18 protein-coding genes are annotated in these 16,068 nt (G+C 71.3%); 9 read left to right on the top strand and 9 right to left on the bottom strand.

All coding sequences use genetic code 11. The features are described 5' to 3' along the window. Position 1: 1 nt before the first annotated feature. The gene (locus tag ACWD4G_RS12245) at positions 2-1,180 is read right to left on the bottom strand and encodes a hypothetical protein (protein ID WP_451292596.1); all 1,179 of its coding nucleotides are present in this window, start codon (positions 1,178-1,180) and stop codon (positions 2-4) included. 501 nt (positions 1,181-1,681) lie between these two features. Between ACWD4G_RS12245 and ACWD4G_RS12240 the strand changes: the two genes are divergently transcribed. The 3 genes from ACWD4G_RS12240 (at position 1,682) to ACWD4G_RS12230 (ending at position 3,566) form a co-directional block, all read left to right on the top strand. After that, positions 1,682-2,032: a LuxR C-terminal-related transcriptional regulator gene (locus tag ACWD4G_RS12240; RefSeq protein WP_451292595.1), complete on the top strand. Its 351-nt coding sequence runs from the start codon at positions 1,682-1,684 to the stop codon at positions 2,030-2,032. Between the two features lie 275 nt (positions 2,033-2,307). Further along, positions 2,308-2,853, top strand: a complete 546-nt coding sequence (locus ACWD4G_RS12235; RefSeq protein ID WP_451292594.1) for a DUF3515 family protein — start codon at positions 2,308-2,310, stop codon at positions 2,851-2,853. A 104-nt stretch (positions 2,854-2,957) separates the two neighbouring features. After that, on the top strand, positions 2,958-3,566 hold the full coding sequence (locus ACWD4G_RS12230) for a TlpA disulfide reductase family protein (RefSeq protein ID WP_451292593.1): 609 nt from the start codon (positions 2,958-2,960) through the stop codon (positions 3,564-3,566). 48 nt (positions 3,567-3,614) lie between these two features. Here ACWD4G_RS12230 and ACWD4G_RS12225 read toward each other — a convergent pair whose 3' ends face one another. Beyond that, positions 3,615-4,820: a hypothetical protein gene (locus ACWD4G_RS12225; protein ID WP_451292592.1), complete on the bottom strand. Its 1,206-nt coding sequence runs from the start codon at positions 4,818-4,820 to the stop codon at positions 3,615-3,617. A gap of 195 nt (positions 4,821-5,015) precedes the next feature. Here ACWD4G_RS12225 and ACWD4G_RS12220 point away from each other — a divergent pair, with 195 nt between their 5' ends. After that, a complete protein-coding gene (locus ACWD4G_RS12220) occupies positions 5,016-5,492 on the top strand; it encodes a hypothetical protein (RefSeq protein ID WP_451292591.1) in 477 nt (158 codons plus the stop codon). A 52-nt stretch (positions 5,493-5,544) separates the two neighbouring features. On the opposite strand, the gene ACWD4G_RS12215 is transcribed toward ACWD4G_RS12220, so the two are convergent. The 3 genes from ACWD4G_RS12215 to ACWD4G_RS12205 form a co-directional block, all read right to left on the bottom strand. Further along, a complete protein-coding gene (locus ACWD4G_RS12215) occupies positions 5,545-6,441 on the bottom strand; it encodes a calcium-binding protein (protein ID WP_451292590.1) in 897 nt (298 codons plus the stop codon). Positions 6,442-6,578: 137 nt separating this feature from the next. Beyond that, positions 6,579-7,451: a L,D-transpeptidase family protein gene (locus tag ACWD4G_RS12210; protein WP_451292589.1), complete on the bottom strand. Its 873-nt coding sequence runs from the start codon at positions 7,449-7,451 to the stop codon at positions 6,579-6,581. Further along, a complete protein-coding gene (locus ACWD4G_RS12205) occupies positions 7,441-7,944 on the bottom strand; it encodes a SigE family RNA polymerase sigma factor (RefSeq protein ID WP_451292588.1) in 504 nt (167 codons plus the stop codon). The genes ACWD4G_RS12210 and ACWD4G_RS12205 overlap by 11 nt, the downstream gene beginning before the upstream one ends. 104 nt (positions 7,945-8,048) lie before the next feature. Here ACWD4G_RS12205 and ACWD4G_RS12200 point away from each other — a divergent pair, with 104 nt between their 5' ends. The 4 genes from ACWD4G_RS12200 (at position 8,049) to ACWD4G_RS12185 (ending at position 10,772) form a co-directional block, all read left to right on the top strand. After that, the gene (locus ACWD4G_RS12200) at positions 8,049-8,327 is read left to right on the top strand and encodes a hypothetical protein (protein WP_451292587.1); all 279 of its coding nucleotides are present in this window, start codon (positions 8,049-8,051) and stop codon (positions 8,325-8,327) included. 229 nt (positions 8,328-8,556) lie between these two features. Continuing rightward, positions 8,557-9,171 (top strand): hypothetical protein, encoded by a 615-nt coding sequence (locus tag ACWD4G_RS12195; protein WP_451292586.1) that lies wholly within the window; start codon positions 8,557-8,559, stop codon positions 9,169-9,171. A gap of 231 nt (positions 9,172-9,402) precedes the next feature. Beyond that, positions 9,403-10,011 (top strand): SigE family RNA polymerase sigma factor, encoded by a 609-nt coding sequence (locus ACWD4G_RS12190; protein ID WP_451292656.1) that lies wholly within the window; start codon positions 9,403-9,405, stop codon positions 10,009-10,011. After that, positions 10,008-10,772 (top strand): hypothetical protein, encoded by a 765-nt coding sequence (locus ACWD4G_RS12185; protein WP_451292585.1) that lies wholly within the window; start codon positions 10,008-10,010, stop codon positions 10,770-10,772. The genes ACWD4G_RS12190 and ACWD4G_RS12185 overlap by 4 nt, the downstream gene beginning before the upstream one ends. Before the next feature lie 78 nt (positions 10,773-10,850). Here ACWD4G_RS12185 and ACWD4G_RS12180 read toward each other — a convergent pair whose 3' ends face one another. The 3 genes from ACWD4G_RS12180 to ACWD4G_RS12170 form a co-directional block, all read right to left on the bottom strand. Further along, the gene (locus ACWD4G_RS12180; protein ID WP_451292655.1) at positions 10,851-11,696 is read right to left on the bottom strand and encodes a TIGR03943 family putative permease subunit; all 846 of its coding nucleotides are present in this window, start codon (positions 11,694-11,696) and stop codon (positions 10,851-10,853) included. Next, positions 11,693-12,730 (bottom strand): permease, encoded by a 1,038-nt coding sequence (locus tag ACWD4G_RS12175; protein WP_451292654.1) that lies wholly within the window; start codon positions 12,728-12,730, stop codon positions 11,693-11,695. The genes ACWD4G_RS12180 and ACWD4G_RS12175 overlap by 4 nt, the downstream gene beginning before the upstream one ends. A gap of 757 nt (positions 12,731-13,487) precedes the next feature. Further along, positions 13,488-14,831 (bottom strand): tetratricopeptide repeat protein, encoded by a 1,344-nt coding sequence (locus ACWD4G_RS12170; protein ID WP_451292584.1) that lies wholly within the window; start codon positions 14,829-14,831, stop codon positions 13,488-13,490. 171 nt (positions 14,832-15,002) lie between these two features. Between ACWD4G_RS12170 and ACWD4G_RS12165 the strand changes: the two genes are divergently transcribed. After that, positions 15,003-15,164: a hypothetical protein gene (locus ACWD4G_RS12165; RefSeq protein WP_451292583.1), complete on the top strand. Its 162-nt coding sequence runs from the start codon at positions 15,003-15,005 to the stop codon at positions 15,162-15,164. Between the two features lie 23 nt (positions 15,165-15,187). Here the strand turns inward: ACWD4G_RS12165 and ACWD4G_RS12160 are convergent, their stop codons facing one another. After that, on the bottom strand, positions 15,188-15,811 hold the full coding sequence (locus tag ACWD4G_RS12160; protein ID WP_451292582.1) for a Uma2 family endonuclease: 624 nt from the start codon (positions 15,809-15,811) through the stop codon (positions 15,188-15,190). Positions 15,812-16,068: the final 257 nt, after the last annotated feature.

Below are 16,068 nucleotides of genomic sequence, written 5' to 3'. Positions count from 1 at the left end.
TTCAGCCGATGGCGTCCGTGTCTCCCCACGTGCCGTCCTTCCACGTCCCGTCCTCCAGCGCCGCCAGTACCCGGCGTTTGATCTCGGCCCGTTGGGGGCTGGAGACGAGGGTGGCGGGGAGGAAGCCGGGGTGGAGTTCATGGGGGCGGAGCTGGGCGCGGAGGTAGGTGTACTCGGCGGGGTGGTGGTCGACGAGGTGCCGGCCGGCCGTTGCCCTGGCCTCGGCGAGGGCGATGATGTGCGGGTCCTGGCGCTCGCGTTCGCGCAGGGTACGGGTGATGCGGCGGACGTACCGCTTGTACTCCAGGCGTCGCTGCTGGACGGCCGCGAGGAAGCGGCGCGCGTTGAGGACGGCGGTGGCCTCCGCCCAGGGGAGCGCGTAGAAGTCGGGCGGGAGGGTGCCGAGGGCGTGGGGTGTTTCCGCGTGGGCCCGCTGCGCGGTCATGAGGCCGAGTTGGCGCAGGGCGTTCTCCCAGCGGCCGAGCAGCAGCGGGTGCCGTAACGCCGCGTCGCGTTCCTCCTGGTCCTTGGCGTCGTCGGCGGTGGCGTCGCGGACGGTGATCTCGTCCGCGACCAGTAACGCGTCCACCCTCGGGGTACGGGGCGCGCCGAGCAGTCCGGTGGCGCAGGCGTGGGCGATCTGTTCGTGGACGTCGCGGAAGGACGGCTCCAGGGGGCGGTCGGCGACGCCGAGGCGTACGCGCTCGCGGTCCAGCAGCTCCGCGTACTCCTCCGCGAAGGCGGCCCGCAGCCACCCCAGCGCGGTGAGATGGGAGTCCGTGCCGCTGCGGCGCTCGGGGCTGTTGTGGAAGTCGCCGCGGCGCAGCTTCTTCACCAGCACGCTCGCCTCGTTGCCGCGCAGCCGGACCCGGCGCAGTCGGTGCTCGGTGATCCGTAAGCGGGGGTCGCCCGCATAACGCATCCGCTCGCTCGCGACCTGCAACTCCCCCGCCGCGCAGCACAACGCGTCCTGCCAGTCCTGCCGCCACTCCGGCTTGCGCAGCAACCGGCGGGTGCGCTGCGGGAGGTAGGAGTTGGTGGCGTCCGCGAGGGCCACGACGACGAGGTTGTCGAAGCTGTCGGTCATCAGCGCCGCGATCCGCTCCGGCGGCACCCGCTCCACATCCCCGAGCCGCAGCCGCTCCGCCATACCGACCGACCTCCCACCCTGACCGTCCATCGACCGATCACCCGACCGGCGTTCACGATGTTCCAGCGACGACACCGCTCCGCGCGCACGTGAACGTTCCAGCACCGCACGAAAGAGTGAACGCGGGCCGACGGCGGCAACGGCCTGGGGGGCCGGGCCACTTGACTGTCGGCAGCGGGCAGCGCGCGCAGGCGTACGAGGAGTGCGTCTCGTACGCCTGCGCGCCGGGCCGGAGCGATCCTGAGCCGGGATGCGCTCGGCCCGTGGGCGCCCTTGAGCAGGGGGCGCCCCTTCAGGGGGTACGCGGGTGGGTGGGACTCGTCCGGTGCTTCAACCAAGCTACGCATCAAGGGGGTTGACCGAAATTGTCCCTTCGGGCAGTGGCCTCCGGGGACCCCTCCCCTCTGTGACGCGGCCGTGTCATTCCGGGGGTGCTTCTGTCAGTAGCGGGCGCTAAGTTGGACATCGATCGCCGCCGCACCCGGGGCACGGGGCTCTGTCGGGAAAAGCGGCATCGGGAAGGTTCGACCAATGAGCACGAGGTCTGACGTAGGGGACACGGCTTGCGCCTACCGGCGTACGGGGGCCGATCCCATCCGGGACATCAGCAGGCTCAAGACCCTGACGGACCGTGAGAAGGAAGTCCTGCTCCTGCTGGGCACGGGCCTGGGCAACCGCCAACTGGCCCGGGAACTGGGGATCGCCGAGCGCACGGTGAAAGCGCATGTCGCCCGCATAGTGGAGAAGTTGCAGCAGCAGACGCGTTTGCAGGTCGCGGTGGTCTCCGTGCTCGCGCACGAACTGCTGTGCGCCGACCCGCACTGCGCCTGCGGTTCCACCGCCGCACCCCGGCCGACCCTGGTGGGGGCATCCGCCGTCTGACCGACGACCGCGACCGGCCACCGGTAGCGCGGGAGGGCTCACCCTGCGGTGGGCCCTCTTTCGTACCGGCTCAGGGGATGGCACCGCACACCCTCACCGGCATCACCTTGTTGTACGCGGTCACGCCCGCTCCGCTGAGGGTAGGACGGGAACACACCGTTTCGTAATGTCTCATGGGGAGTTGTCCTCAAGGGCAGTGTCCCCAGGGGCAGCCGTCGCGCGAGGCCGCGCCGGCCGCCGTGAAGGGCTCCAGGGCCGCGCCGTACGATCCGGGCATGTCCCGCCCGATCCGTACGTCCCGCCCGGTCCGCGCGCTCCATCCGCTCCGCCTGTCCCGCCGTAGCCGTCTCGTCGCCCTGGCCGTCGGCGTGCTCGTTCTCGCGACCGTCGGCACCTTCGTGGTGCGGGGGCTCTCGGAGACGACGTACACCTTCGCCGCCGCGCCCGACGCCGGCGCCCCCGCCTGTACGCGGATCAGCGAGGAGTTCCCGGAGCGGCTGGCCGGGCTGGAGCGGGGGGCGACCGACACCGTGGGGGCCGCGGTGTGGGGCGACGGGGCCGTGATCGCGCGCTGCGGCTTCGCCATGCCCGGCGCCACCACCGATCCCTGCACCCAGGTCGACGGCGTGGACTGGGTCTGGCGCTCGGACGAGGACCGCGAAGGGCGGGCCCTGCTGATCACGTACGGCCGCGAGCCCGCCCTTGAGGTACAGGTGGCCCCGGACAAGGCCGCCACCGACGCGGTGCTGGTCGGCCTCTCCGGCCTGGTCCAACCGATCGAACAGAGCCGGGAATGCCTGGACGGCTCCTACCAGCCATAGGGCCCGCCCCTGTCTGCCATGGGTCCCGACCGGGGTTCTAAGCTGTTCGAAGGGTTGACCAGGGAGTTGGGGCGCGGGTGGCGATGGCGGTGAAGGCTCCACGTGTGGCCATACGGCCGCTCTCGGTCGGGCTCGTGCTCACGGTCGCGGTCGTGTTGTCCGGTTGCGGGACCACCAAGCGGTTGATGACCGACCCGGAAGGGGCGGAGCAGTCGGCCGGGTCCGAGGGGTCGGCGTACCGGAGCATCCCGGAAGGGCAGCGGGAGGCCGCGCCGGACTTCGCCGGGACCACGGTCGACGGCAGGACCGTCCGGCTCTCCGACTATCGCGGCGACGTCGTCGTCGTGAACGCCTGGTCCTCCACCTGCGGTCCCTGCCGCAAGGAGTCACCCGACCTGGAGCGTACCCAGCGGAAGCTGGCCGGCCAGGGGCTCCAGGTGCTCGGCATCAACACCGACGTCGACCGCGGGCTCGGCCTCGACTTCCAGCGGGAGTTCGGGCTGTCGTACCCGAGCCTGTACGACCCGGAGGGCAAGCAGGCCCTGAAGCTGCCGCGCGGCATGGTGAACCCGCAGTTCCTGCCCTTCACCCTGTTCATCGACCGCGAGGGCCGGATCGCCGGGGTCTCGCAGAGCATGGTGACCGAGGAGGGAGTGACGAGCGCGGTCACGCCGATGCTGAAGGAGAAGGAAAAGGAGAAGGAGAAGGCGTAGCCGAGCGCTCGTCTCCGCCGGTCCTCGCCCTACTCTCCTCGTGCTCGCCTACTCCTCGTACTCGTCGTACTCGTCGTATTCCTCGTATTCCTCGTACTCGTCCTGCTCGCCCTCGCTCTCCTCGTCCTGACCGCTCACGCCCTCCTCGTCCGCCCCGCTCGGGGTTTCCTCTTCCTGGTCGTTCGGGCTCGTCCCGGTCTCGTCGGTCCGCGTTTCCTCGTTCCGTGTTGCGCTTGAGTCGTTCTCGTTCCGGGCGCTCGGGGTCACCTCGCCACCGCTCGGCTTCTTCTTCTCGTCCTTCTTCGGCTTCTCCTTCTCCTTCGTCGGCTTGGGCTTCGGCTTCTTCTCCGGCTGCTTCTCGGCCAATGCGTCGCGGAGGCGTAGTGCGCCGGCGCGGGCGGCGTCCCTGGTGGCGGTCTCGTCGATGCCGTAGAGGCCGCCGTGGGTGAGGAGGGCGGCGGTGTCGCCCATGCGGAGGGTGGCGAGGTCGAGGGTGAGGGCGCCGTCCTCCTCGCCGTCGACCTCTCCGCTGACGACGAGCCGTACGGCCTGGCCGGTCTCGCCGAGGTCGTCGGGGAGGTCGACCGGGGTGATCCGCGCGTAGTGTTCCCGGTCCCCCACCCCGTTGATGGTGAACTCCTGGCACTTCTGGGCGAGTTCGCGGAAGTGGTCGATACGGGCGGCCACCTCGGCCTCGTCGTACGCGCCGACCTGGTAGCGGAGTTGGGCGCCGTACTCGTCGTCGTCGAAGCCGGTGACGGCGGTGCCGCCCTTGGGTTCGCCGAGCACGTCCTCGGCGTAGACCGCGTCGAGGAGGGGCTGGCACTCGGGGGGATCGGTGCGGCCCTTGAGCAGACCGTCGCGCCAGGTGGCGATGGACTCGGTGCCGGACCAGGCGTCGCCGAGGTCACCCGCGCGGAGGAGCGCGCTGCGGGCGCGGGCGTCGGTGAGCGCCGGGGTGGGCCGGGCGGAGGGTGAGGCGGAGGCGGAACTCTCGACTACGGCGGCCTCGGGGAAGCCTCGGGGCTGGTCCTTCTCCATCATCGTGCAGGCCGCCGTCGCCCCCATGAGCACTCCGGCGCCCATGATCCGGGCGAGAACACGACGGTAGGGCCGACGATAGGAACGACGACGCATGGCGGAGCCTCCCGGGAGCACGGCGTGCACGACGCACAGGGCGTACGGCGCGCACAGGGTGTACGGCACGCACGGGGCATTCAGCGCGTACGGCGCGTACAGAGCATGTGGCTCCACGGCAGCATCGCGCGGGGGCGTCCACCACCGGGCGGGGGACGTACGGGTGAGCCGCGCCGGGTTTCCGCCCGCTGCGGTGTGCCTCCTTGCCGTGGCGTCGGTGCCGGGAAGGGGGCCGAGCGGGGGATGGTTCGGGGCCCGGTGGGAGAATCGGGGCGAGCCGGTGACCGTCGGCTCGGGGGACAGGAGGCCGGTATGTTCACTCCCTGGCGCAGCGCCGCCCTGTACGCGGGGATCGTCACCGTCGGATCGGCGGCCGTGAGCGGCCTGATGGAGTCGGCGTTGATGCTGCTCTCCGGGATGGCGCCGGCGCCGGGCGAGATGCTGTTGTTCAGCCCGCACCAGGCGGCCGTCCTGCCCATGGCCTTCGTCGCCCTGACCCTCACCCGCAAACTGCGCCCGGCGCTGCCGCGCTGGCAGGTGGTCGTCACCGACTCCACCGTCTACACGCTGGCGTTCCTGCTGGCCTCGGCCGCCGTCTCGCTCGCCTACGACGGGGCGAGGGAAGCGGCGGAGGTCCCCTTCGCGCTGGCGAGCCTGGCGATGATCACCCTCCAGATCCCGTCCGCGTACGTCCTGTCCGGCTGGGCCTCCGGCCGGCTGACCGTGGCGATGCGCGTACCGCGCCTGCCCCGCAGCACACCGGGATCGGCACTCCACCCGGAGGGCTGAGGGGCCGAGGTCCCGGAGGGCTGAGGGGCAGGTTCGCGCGGAAGCCGTGCCGTCAGCTCTGGCGGACGACGTCCTTGCCGGGGCCGCCCGACAGAACGTCCTTGCCGGCGCCGCCGTACAGCTTGTCGTTGCCGTAGTTGCCGTAGATCGTGTCGTCCTCCGCGTTGCCGTACAGGACGTCGTTGCCGTTGTTGCCGTAGATGAAGTCGCGGCCGGCGCCGCCGCGGATCGTGTCGTTGCCGGAGTCGCCGGTGAGGCTCTGCCAGCCCGCGCCGCCCTGGATGACGTCGTTGCCGGCGCCGCCCCGGACACTGCTGTCGGGGCCCGCGGAGAGGGTGTCGGCGCCCTTGCCGCCCATGACGATGGTGCCGTCGGCGGCGTTGATGGTGTCATTGCCGTCCTGGCCGCGCGCGACGGTGTACCGGCCGATCTTGAGGATGTCGTCGCCCGTGCCGCCGTTGACGTCGTTGCCCTGGACGCCGGCGGTCTCGGTCAGCTTGTCCTTGCCCGGGCCCAGGTCGACGGCCGCGAAGTTGTACGTCTGGTCGGTCTTGTTAGTGTAGGTGACGGTGTCGTTGCCGTCGGCGAGGTAGAACCGGGCCGAGGCGTAGGGGTCCTGGGTCTCCAGGACGGTGACCGTGCAGGAGACCTTCGTGCGGTCCTTGGCGTTCGGGTAGGCGCAGCCGTTGCCCGCGTTGACGGCGACGACGTCGTCGATGAGGTAGGTGAACTGGTCACCGGAGTTCGACGCGGTGACGGTCAGCTTGTTGGTCTGGCCGGCGGCGGCAGTGTAGGTGACCGAGTGCCCGGTGATGACGGCACTGGCCTCCGCCCCGGCGGCACCGGCCGTACTGGCCATCACGACGGGCGCGGCCAGCCCCACACCGACGGCCAGCGCCAGCCCCGACGCGGCACGGGACATCCGGCGACGGACGAGACGAGAGCGCATTGCACTACCTCCACAGAACGACAGGGAACGACAGAGAGCGGAGAGCGGAGAACCGCGTGACTCCCACGACAAGAGAGGTGACTTGTGGGGTGTGCGGTTGGTTGCCCTCGGCGAACGGGATTTACGTGAAAGGGGATCTACGACGGCGGCCAGGTCGGCCCCGGGCTGGTCGGCCCGGGGCTCGGGCTGGCCGGCCCGGTGGCCGAGGGGCTCGGGGTGGCCGTCGTCGGCCCGCCCTCGATGGTGACCACCGCGCCCTCGCGGAGGCGGGTGTAGAGCCACTTGGCGTCGGTGGTGCGCAGACCGATCCAGCCCGGCGTGACGTCGTACGCGCCGACGGCCCTCTCGTTGAAGGGGATGCCGGCGATGAACGTGGCGTCCGCCCGGCTGGCTTCCGTGGCCGCGGTTCCCTCGGCGGCCGTCGCCGCTCCATCCGCATTCTCCGTTGCCTCCGCCGTCGGCATTCCCTCCGCCGTTGTCGCCGGGGCCAGTTCCAGGACCCAGGGGAGTTTCACGTCGTAGGCGGCGCCGAGGCCGACCGTCGTCGCCGGGACGGCCTTGCTCTCGGCTCTCGCCGTCACCGTCATCCGACCCGTGGGCGTCGGCGTTCTGAAGGTGCCCGTGGTGATGGGGAGTCGGCGATCGGCGATCGTCAGGACGCGGCGGGTGAGGTCCACCGTGGCGTCGGGGGCCGGGGTGGACGAGGCGCTGGGCGCGGTGGCGTCGGGGGCCGGGGTGGACGAGGCGCTGGGCGCGGTGGCGTCGGGGGCCGTGGGGGTGGGGGCGGTGGCGTGGGCGGACGGGCCGTGGCCTTGGCCGTCGCCGGTGATGTGCAGGGTGAGGAAGGCGGCCAGCGTCGCCGCCGCGCAGGCTCCGGCCAGCGCTCCCGTCGTACGGCGGCGGCGTCGGCGGCGCAGTGCGGTGGCCCGGACCTCGGCGCCGGACGCGGGGGGCGGGATCGTGGCGGTGTCCGCCAACTCCCTGAGCCTCTGGGTGAGTTCATCGGACACGGTCGTCCTCCCTCTCACCCTCGCCGGAGGCCAGTTCGCGGGCCAGTGCCGCGCGGCCACGGGACAGCCGGGCCTTCACGGTGCCGATGGGGGCACCGGTTTCGGAGGCTACCTGCTCGACACTCAAATCGCACAGATGGTGCAGGACGACCGCCATCCGCTGCGCCTCCGGCAGCCGGCGCAACGCCGCGACCAGCACCGCCCGTTCGGGATCGGGGCCCGGTACGTGCTCCGGCGGCGATGCCCCGCGCACCAGCTCCAGCCAGCGACGCGCCCGGCGCCACCGGCTCACCGCGAGCCGCATCGCCACCGTCCGCACCCATGCCTCGGGCGCCCCCTCCGCGAGGAACTCCCGCCGCCGGTCCCAGGCCCGGACGAACGCCTCCTGCACCACGTCCTGCGCCTCCCCGTGATCCCCGGTGAAGGCGTAGAGCTGGCCGGTCAGCCGAGGGAACGCGGAGGCGTAGAACGCGTCGAACTCTTCCTCGGTCATGTCCCCGCCGCCGAAATTCCATGCAACCCCGTCGCCCCCGCCGTGCGTACAGGTCCCGTACGCACGACACGACGACCATCGAAACACATCGCAGGGGGGTGCCCATGACCACGGGCAGTGGAACGGACGGCGGAGGCGGCGGGAACGGCGACCACGGGTACGGGGGCGGCGCGCGGCGTCAAGCAGGCCGCACCCTCGCCGCTTGGGGCGCCGCAGTGGGCCTCGCCCTCTCTCTCACCGGGTGCGCCGGGAGCGGGCTGGGGGTGCGGGACGAGGGGCCGAGTCGGCGGCCGCCGGGGGAGGCGCTGCTCGACGCCGAGGTCGTCGAGGGCGAGCCCGTACCCGGTGCGAGGAGCAACGGGTCTAAGGGGAGCGGCTGTTGACCGTCGTCGCCGAGCCGGGTGTCGAGGGGACGCCAGCCGGCGGTTCACCATCGGGATTCGGCCGTTCTGGCCGTCCTGACCGTCCTGGCCGCTCTGGCCGCTCTGGCCGCTCTGGCCGCTCTGGCCGCTCTGGCCGTTCGAAAAAAGATGCCCTCCGGTGTCATCCACGTCGGCCGTCGCCCGGGTTTATCAAGGTGTCAGACCAACGCATTCATGGGGGTTGTCCGTCATGACCAGTTCGACGAGGACAAGGACGCAGACCAGGACACGGACGCACAGATGCGTCGCCGTCGCCGCGCTGACCACGCTGCTGGCGGGGACGCCGACGCTGTCGTACGCCGTCTCGCGGGGGGAGACGGCGCACGCCACGTCGGCGGCGGTGGCCGAGGCCACGGCCGGCGTGGGGAAGAAGGCGCCCGGTCCGCGGATCGTCGCGCCGGGTGAGCGGGTCGTGGGCGCGCCCGGTTTCGAGCTGTGGCTCACGGCCGAGGGCAAGCACTGGATCGATCCGTCGCTGCCGGGCGAGGAACAGTTCCGCAGCGTGGTCGACGGCAACGTCGACCTCAGCCAGCCGGGAGTGACGCTGCAGGCCGGCGGCGACGAAGGGGTCTACTACCTCTCCGGCCTCTACTACGGCGGCCGGGGCACCGCCTCCCGCGTCGTGGTCGACACGGCCGAGGGCCCGGTGCGCGGCAAGCTGATCGAGCTGGCCGGGAGGCCGGGTTGGGGCGTGTGGTACGCCGTCGCCCCGCTGCCCGACGGAGAGACCGGGGACGACTTCCTCCACAAGGTCACCGTCCACGACACCAGGGGCCGGGTCTACGCCGAGCTGCCGCTGACCTGAGCGGTTCGGCGCCACGGCTGCCGCCGAACCGAACCGAGCCGAACCGGCCGAGCCTGCCGAACCGGCCGAACCGATGCCGGTACGCCGTGGCAGCCGCCGAAGTGACCGTGCGGGCCCGGGGCTTGACCGACCCCGGCCCCCACGGCACGCTCCCCGTTCCCAACCCGAGGACCACCGTCCGTGTCGCACGACAGACCGTACGAGAACTCGTACGCATCGAAGGAGTACGAAGTGACCGCCGGGGGCGGGGACTTCGCCGCGTACGCCACCGCCGCCTGGCCCCGGCTGGTGCGTACCGCGCACATGCTGACCGGGGACTTCCACGAGGCCGAGGATCTCGTGCAGACGACGCTGGCGAAGGTGTACGCCCGCTGGCGGCGCATCCCGCGCGACGAGGTCGACTTCTACGTACGGCGGTCGCTGGTCAACAACAACATCAGTCGCGTACGCAAGAGACGCGTGGCCCATCTGCTGACGCCGCTCCTGCCCGAGCGGGTGCATGAGCCGCAGGCCGGGCACGCCGACTCGGTCGCCCAACGGGCCGCCCTCACACAGGCGTTGGCGGCGCTCTCGGCCCGACAGCGGTCGGTACTGGTGCTGCGCTTCTGGGAGGACCTGAGCGAGCGCGAGATCGCCGAGCTGCTCGGTTGCTCGCTCGGCACCGTGAAGACGCACATCCGCAGGGGGCTCACGGCCCTGCGCGCACACCCGGCGTTCGCCGCGGACACCGGTCCGCGCGGCGCCCCCGCCTCCGCCCCCACCTCCGCCTCCGCTCCCTCTCCTCCCGCTCCCCCCTTCTCCCCCCAGCCCCGCTCGCACGTGCCCGGAGCCCGCCCATGAACCACCCGAACGAAAACGATGACACGGGACGGCTGTTGCGTGAGGTGTTCGCGGAGGCGGCGTACGACTTCACTCCGCCGCCCGTGCCGTTGGAGGCGATCGAACGAAAGGGGCGCGGACGGAAGTTGCGGCAGCGTGCGGCCCTGGTGAGTTCCGGGTGCGGGCTGTTGCTGCTGCCGCTCGTCGTCCTGGCCCTCCGCCCCGACGGGCCCTCCGGGTCCGTCCGGCCCATGGCTCCACCGGTCACCGCCGACCCGACGCCGTCCTCCGCACCCACCGCCTCCCCCTCGCCGCCCGCCGGGAAGGTGCGGGTGGTCTCACCGGGGGAGCGGGTGACCGTCGAGGGCGGGACGAAGCTGTGGTTGACGGCGGACGGCAAACACTGGCGCGACCCGGACACGGAGCCGGGGGTGCCCGGTGTCCAGGACTTCAAGAGCGTGGTCGACGGGAACCTCGACACCACCGAGCCCGGCATCTCGATGCAGGGCTCCGGCTCCGCGACCGCCGGTTACACCGTCCACGGCCTCTTCTACGGCGTCCACTCCGCCGCGACCCGGGTCGAGGCGACCGCGTACGACGGCGAGACGATCAACGGGACGGTCATCCGGCTTAAGGGCAACACCAGTTGGGGCGTCTACGCCGTGCATGTGGACGTACCGGAGGAACTGGCCCGCTCCCTCGATTTCGAGGGCCCCGTACGGGAGGTCAGGATCTACGACGCCACCGGTGAGGTGATCGCGGAGATGGACTTCGGAATGTGAGAGGGAGTTCGGGATGTAAGCGGACCGCGGGATGTGGGGGAGGGGACAGGAGGCCGGAAGGGCTGCCGCCCCGCCCGGTCACCGCTTCTCGTAGGGGTTCGCCGGCTCGGGGACCTGCTCGACGGACGTGGCGTCGAGTACAGGGGGCCAGGCTTCCTCGGAGCCGAGTGCGCCCTCGGGGTGCCAGGTGCCGGTGACGGTGACCCAGGCGTCGGCGGGCGGTACGTCGACACCCCGGATCTCGATCTTGTAGGGGCTGGCGTCGGCGGCACAGCACGAGACGAGGAGCCGGGTCAGATACCAGATGCCGCTCTTGTCATGGGTGACGAACCCGGTCATCCGGACTGTACGGCCCTTCAGCGAACGCCCGCTGTCGTAGATGGCCCGAGAGCTGAACTCCCCGAGCGTCAACTCGACCGGGTCCTGCTTCGGCAACGGGTCGAACGTCCCGACACCGCGAGCCGCGTACTCGGCCGCCGACTGGCTCGCGCTGTACGAGCCGAGGGCCGGGGGCGGGAAGAGGAGGAGAGCGAGCGCGGGGACGGCGAGCAGCCAGGCGATACGGGGGCCGTGGGAGCCGTGGCTGTGGCCGTGGCCGTGGCCGTCATGGTCGTCGGCGCCCGCATGGTCGTCGGCGCCCTCCTCTTCGTCGGCGCCCGCATGGTCGTGGGCACCCTCATGCGCATCGGCACCCCCGTCTTTCCCTTCCCCTTCCCCTTCCCCTTCCCCTTCCCCCTCCCCCTCGGTCCTCGATGCCCTCACTCCGGCGACGATCCCCAACACGGCCAGCAGCAGTCCGGACGCGACGAGGAACGGCCTCAACCCCGGCTGTACGTACCGCAGATACAGCTCGCTGAAGAGGGAGATGCGCAGGACGGCGGCGGCGGAGAGAAGGAGCAGGACAGTGGGGCCGTAGCGCTTCACAGGAGCCACCACCCGACGAGAACGCTGCTGAGCACGGCCACCAGCCAGGTCGCGGCGGAGAAGCGGAGCGCGAACGCCCGGCCGAAGGTCCCCGCCTGGAGGGCGATGAGTTTCAGGTCGACCATCGGGCCGACCACCATGAACGCCAGCCGGGCCGTCGGCGAGAAACCGCTGAGGGAGGCGGCGACGAAGGCGTCGGCCTCGCTGCACACGCACAGGACGACCGCGAGGACGGCGAGGAGGAGCACCGAGAGCCAGGCGGAGCCGGTGAAGAGGTCGAGGAGGGAGCGCGGTACGACGATGTTGAAGGTGGCGGCGGCCGCCGCGCCGAGGACGAGGAAGCCACCGGCGTGCAGGAAGTCGTGCTGGAGCCCGGCGGCGAAGGCACCCCAGCGTCCCCGCCGGGTAGCTGGGCCGCCTGCGCCGGCAGCCCCCGTACCCGTGCCCCTCCGCTTCGGCAGCCGCAACCACTCCTCCTTCCCGAACCGCACCCACAGCCAGCCCATCACCACGGCCGTGGCGAGGGAGGCGAGGAGCCGGCCGAGGACCATGAGGGGCTGCCCGGGGAAGGCGACGGAGGTGGCGACGAGGACGACGGGGTTGATGGCCGGGGCGGAGAGCAGGAAGGCGAGCGCGGCGGCCGGGGTCACGCCGCGCCGCATCAGGCTCCCGGCCACGGGCACGGACGCGCACTCGCAGCCCGGCAGTACGACGCCGGCCGCCCCGGCGACGGGCACGGCGAGCACCGGGTTGCGCGGCAGCAGCCGCCCGAACACCCGCTCCGGCACGAACGCCCCGATCCCGGCCGACACCAGCGTGCCCAGCAGCAGAAAGGGCACACCCTGCACGACGACCGCGGTGAACACCGTCCACCAGGCGGCCATGGCAGGCGTCGCAAGATCAAGCGCGACAAGCGGCCCCAGCACGGAGATCACGGTGCCGATGGCCCCGAGAGCAAGCCCCCCGAGCACGACATACACAAGTCCCCGCACCAAAACCCGAACCCCATCGAGAACCCGCCGCCCCGCCGACAGGGCCCCCGACGACACCACAGCCTTCACGACAGGATTTTCGGCACCGGTCGGCCTGGGCTCTACGTCCCCGGGCAGGGCTTGGGCGCCGGTCAGCCCGGGCTCTACGCCCACGGCCGGGGCTTGGGCGCCGGTCAGCCCCACCCCTGCGGCCCCGGGCCGGGCATCGGTGGCGGTCAGCCCCTTCCCTGCGGCCCCGGGCCGGGAACGGGCGGCGGTCAGCCCACGCTCCGCAACCCCAGCCCGGGCATCGGTCTCAGCCGACCCGCGCTCCACAGCGCCAGCCCGGACTTCGGTCTCGGACGACCCGCGCTCCACGACCCCGGCCGGGGCTTGGGTGCCGGTCAGCCCGGGTTCCACGACCCCGACTCGGGCTTCGGTCTCAGCGAGCCCGTGCTCCACGGCCCCGGCCCGGGATTCAGTGCCGCTCGGCCCGTGCGGCGGAGCCGCACCATGAGGCTCCACAGCCCCGGTCCGGGCATCGGTCTCGACCGGCCCGTGTTCCGCAGCCCCGGCCCGGGATTCCGTCTTGCCCGGTCCGCGGGTCACAACCCCGCCCGCAGTTCGGGCGGCGCTACCCCCGCCCGTTCCCCGGTCGTTCTCCGCTCCAGAGCTCTCATCGGCCTTTCCGACCCGCTCCTCTGTCCCTGTCCTTGTCCCTGGCGTCCTTGTCGTCCCTGTTGTCCCTGTTTCTTCGGCGTCCGTTCCTCGTCCATCGGCCGGACGCTAGGCGGCGAGGCTGTGCGCGGCTGTGGAAAAGTCAGAGAGGTGGCTGTGCGGGGGCCGGGCCGAGGGTGGTGGTGCCGGGGGCCGTGCGGTGGCCGAGGCCGGTGCGGTAGGCGTCGAGGGCGGCTTCGACCCGGCCGGTGCGGCGGAAGAGGTCGCCGAGGAGTCGGCAGAGGTCGGCGAGGTCACCGGCCGCGCCCGCGCGCTCCAGCAGGCTCAGCGCCCGGACGTAGTGTTCCTCCGCCGCCTCCGTGTCCCTGGCGTCCTCGGCGATGATGCCGAGCAGCCGGTGCGCGGCGGCGGAGTGGAGGGCGCCGCGTTCGGAGTGGAGGTCGGTGAGGACCTCCCGCAAGAGCATGGCGGCTTCGTCGGACTTCCCTCGGCGGTGCAGGACGTCGGCGAGTTCGACGGCGACCTGGCTGGTGTAGAGCGCGGCCCGCTTCGCGGAGAGCATGCCGCGGGCCTCACGCAGTTCGCCCTCGGCGCGCGCGTAGTCGCCGTTCTGGGCGTGGAGATAGCCGCGCATCCAGTGGCAGTTGGCGAGTTCGGTGCGGATCTGGAGCTGCCGGTACAGCTCGGAGGCCTTGGCGAGGGAGGCATCGGCCTCGGCGATCCGGCCCTCGGCGATCATCGTGCGGGCGACCGAGCGATGCATACGGGCGACGAGCACGGGGTCACCGGACTGGGGGGCGAGCGCGAGGGCCAGCTCGGCGGCCTGGGCGGCGCGGGCGTGGGCGCCCATGTCCATATAGGGGGCGATGACGCCGGTGTAGAGGAGGAGCAGCGCGTCGGGGTCGTGCATCCCGGTGCGGTTCAGCTCGTCGAGCGTGGACTCGAACAGATAGCAGGAGTAGCGGAGTTCACCGGCGAGGTAGTGGGCGACGGCACGTCCCCGGAGGGCCGGGACGCGGGCGGGGAGCGGGGCGTCGCCGAGCCGCCGCTCGGCCTGCTCGAAACGTAAGCGGGCGGTTTCGAGATCGCCGGTCTCCAGCGCGCATTCGCCCAACCCCAGCAGGGCGTCGGCCTGTTCGCCGCTGAGCCCGTGCTCCTCCGCTTCGGCGAGGACGAAGGCGAAGCCCTCGGCGGCGGCTTCGGTGGCACCGGTGGCGAGGGTGCGCTGGGCGCCGGTCAGCCGCAGACGCAGTTCGGTGGCGAAGCCGACGGGGCGGCCGGTGGCGAGTTCCTCGTAGCCGACTCCGAGGCGTTCGGCGATATGGCGGAGGGCCGGTTCGGAGGGGCGGACGCGGCCGGACTCCAGGGTGGAGATATAGGCCGGGGTGTATGCCGGTTCCGCCAACTGCCGCTGAGTGAGGCCGCGTTCCGTACGCAGTTGCTGCACCCTGCGCCCGATGACCTCGGGGTCGTCACGCTCGGCCATGCCTACCATGAAGTAAGCATGCCAGTAAGCGCGCTTACGTCGGCTGTTTACCCCAACTCCCGTATGCGGTCTTGCCGTTGGTAGGCCAAAGCTTTACGTTAAGCAATGCCTTAAGTGTGCTTAATGAGCCAGTCAGCCACTGTCACTCGATGGTCACGTGATGATCGCTTGATGAGCGAATCAGCAACTGTCGACAGCCGCCCCCGCTGTCGCCGTAGCCGCTGCGAGGTCCCCATGATCCGAGACCTGCTCACCCGCCACGCCCGCCCGATCACCGCCGCGTTCCTGACGGTGGCGGCCCTGATGACGATCGCCAACGCGGTCCCCCGCTGAAAGGGGCCCGTCGGCTCCGCCGGTCATTCCCCTTCGGCTCCTTCGGCTCCTTCGACTTCGACCATCATGTCCTTGGCGCTGTACCGGGGCAGATCACCGGTCTTGATCGTCAACTCGCCCAACTCGGTCGCGATGATGACCGAGTCCCCGTAGGGCCGGTGAATCCGGTTCTCGTATGCCGGACGGCCGCTCCGGCCGCCGATCTCCCACTGGTAGGTCCACGTGCCGTCGCGTGGGTCGACGATCAGATAGTGGGGGATGCCCATGGCGGGGTAGTCGGAGGTCTTGTTCTTGTAGTCGTTGTCAGGGTTGGAGGGGGACACGATCTCGATGGCCAAAACGATGTCGCGGGGGTCGAGCGGATCGTCCGTGTCCATTGCACTCCTGGGCACGACCAGGAGGTCGGGTACGCGGAGCGTGCCGAGTGACTCGTCATCGGTGTCCGTCGCCTCCGCGACGACCATGCCCTCGGGCAGCTGGGGCGCCAGCCGATCACGCAGGTCCACCGCCGTCAACTGATGACGGGGACGCGGGCTCATCATCATGACGAGCGTCTCGGCGGTGATTTCCGGGTACGTGAAGCCGGGTGGCGGGGTGAATTCCTCGCGGAGCTCGCGCAAGTGCCGGTAGATGGCCCGTTTGGTCATTCCGACGTCTCCCTGGTCTCCCGCTGGTGCAAGATCCGCAGTGTCCGGTTCGGGCCTGAGAGGACCGGTCCGCGACCCCGCCTCGTCCAGCGTACGTGCCAGCCTCCAGGTATACCCGCCAGCGGGCGAGATGGTGCGTACGGTGATCGAGACCGTGTGCACGGCTTCCTCGTCCTCGCGCTCCGCCAAGGTGAACGACTCCGCTGTCGACATGACAGACCTCCTTCATCCGGTTCGGTCAACGCGACCCTCTCAGC

Source organism: Streptomyces sp. NPDC002643 (assembly GCF_053592555.1).
Note: the sequence above shows the minus strand (reverse complement) of the source record. Positions and strands in the feature narration are given on the sequence as shown.

Excerpts from the sequence above, each read along its gene's own strand:
- ACWD4G_RS12245 (WP_451292596.1), bottom strand. The coding sequence starts at position 1,180 with ATGGACGGTCAGGGTGGGAGGTCGGTCGGTATGGCGGAGCGGCTGCGG.
- ACWD4G_RS12240 (WP_451292595.1), top strand. The coding sequence starts at position 1,682 with ATGAGCACGAGGTCTGACGTAGGGGACACGGCTTGCGCCTACCGGCGT.
- ACWD4G_RS12235 (WP_451292594.1), top strand. The coding sequence starts at position 2,308 with ATGTCCCGCCCGATCCGTACGTCCCGCCCGGTCCGCGCGCTCCATCCG.
- ACWD4G_RS12220 (WP_451292591.1), top strand. The coding sequence starts at position 5,016 with ATGTTCACTCCCTGGCGCAGCGCCGCCCTGTACGCGGGGATCGTCACC.
- ACWD4G_RS12215 (WP_451292590.1), bottom strand. The coding sequence starts at position 6,441 with ATGCGCTCTCGTCTCGTCCGTCGCCGGATGTCCCGTGCCGCGTCGGGG.
- ACWD4G_RS12205 (WP_451292588.1), bottom strand. The coding sequence starts at position 7,944 with ATGACCGAGGAAGAGTTCGACGCGTTCTACGCCTCCGCGTTCCCTCGG.
- ACWD4G_RS12200 (WP_451292587.1), top strand. The coding sequence starts at position 8,049 with ATGACCACGGGCAGTGGAACGGACGGCGGAGGCGGCGGGAACGGCGAC.
- ACWD4G_RS12195 (WP_451292586.1), top strand. The coding sequence starts at position 8,557 with ATGACCAGTTCGACGAGGACAAGGACGCAGACCAGGACACGGACGCAC.
- ACWD4G_RS12185 (WP_451292585.1), top strand. The coding sequence starts at position 10,008 with ATGAACCACCCGAACGAAAACGATGACACGGGACGGCTGTTGCGTGAG.
- ACWD4G_RS12170 (WP_451292584.1), bottom strand. The coding sequence starts at position 14,831 with ATGGCCGAGCGTGACGACCCCGAGGTCATCGGGCGCAGGGTGCAGCAA.
- ACWD4G_RS12165 (WP_451292583.1), top strand. The coding sequence starts at position 15,003 with ATGAGCGAATCAGCAACTGTCGACAGCCGCCCCCGCTGTCGCCGTAGC.
- ACWD4G_RS12160 (WP_451292582.1), bottom strand. The coding sequence starts at position 15,811 with ATGACCAAACGGGCCATCTACCGGCACTTGCGCGAGCTCCGCGAGGAA.